Here is a 901-nt window from a genome sequence, read left to right as displayed (position 1 = left end):
ATCAAGTTTGGGTAGATGTTTAGTCACAATGACAAATTCTGAGCTACAATTAAGGATTGACGCCGCAAATGCAGAAAGGAGCGCGCGTATTGAAAGAGAAGATACCTGTTGGGATGGAGGAAATTCAGGACATCAAAAACAAATTACAGATATTGGAAATAGAATTAATAAATGTATGAGATATATGAGGTAACACCATGAAACACTTATTGAAATTAAAAAAATTCCCTCAACATTTTTTCATTTATGAAAGAGAGCATGTGGCTATCGCTCGGCCTGAGGACATCAAAGAGTACGATTATTTAGCTTCATTAAAAGAAGGGGTGAAGATCGATTTTTCTCAATTTCGAGGGTCTTCTAGTGATATTAGTTGGGAAGGATGGGCATATTTACTTCCCTATCTTCAGCGGGAATGGTTATATCACTATTCTGAAACTATAGATGAGCGTTTAGATGAATTATTTAGTTTTTTCACAATTTTCAATGGATTTGAAGATTTTGTTAAGATACTCGATCAAGAGGATAAATCTAACTTGCTTTCTTGGATGAAATATCTTCGTTTAGAGAAACAAGATCAAATTTTTGTGTACTCTAATATAGATGAATTAAACGGGTTTATTGATTTTTTGGAAAAAGATATGGCAAACCAACCGGCTTAATTCTTGAGATAGTGCGTAAATTCCAACGCTTCCTGATAAACTTTGAAAAAATAAGGAACGGTCACGTTGTATGTGGCCGTTATGGTTAAAAACGTTTTGAAAACCGACCGCACTTTCCACTACCACAGGCACCGACAGTCAGGAAACGGCGCCGATTGGACGTCAGTTAGTGTCTTATCGCTACAATGCCGATGGGGATTTAATTGAGGTGACCGATGGCTTAGGTAACCTTGTGCGTAAAT

At 36.8% G+C, this 901-nt stretch carries 2 protein-coding genes; both read left to right on the top strand.

The genetic code is table 11. From position 1 onward, the window contains the following. Positions 1-193: hypothetical protein (locus tag QZ106_RS00390; protein WP_295972842.1), on the top strand; the 193-nt coding region annotated here is incomplete at its 5' end. Between the two features lie 4 nt (positions 194-197). Further along, entirely contained in the window at positions 198-659 is a 462-nt protein-coding gene (locus QZ106_RS00385; protein ID WP_295972839.1) for a hypothetical protein, read from the top strand. The last annotated feature ends 242 nt before the right edge of the window (positions 660-901 follow it).

The sequence above is a fragment of the uncultured Aggregatibacter sp. genome (assembly GCF_901873365.1).
GTDB lineage: Bacteria > Pseudomonadota > Gammaproteobacteria > Enterobacterales > Pasteurellaceae > Aggregatibacter.
This window is presented reverse-complemented; position numbering and strand designations above follow the sequence as displayed.

Bases quoted from the DNA above. Each gene is read 5' to 3' on its own strand.
- QZ106_RS00385 (WP_295972839.1), top strand. From the start codon at position 198: ATGAAACACTTATTGAAATTAAAAAAATTCCCTCAACATTTTTTCATT.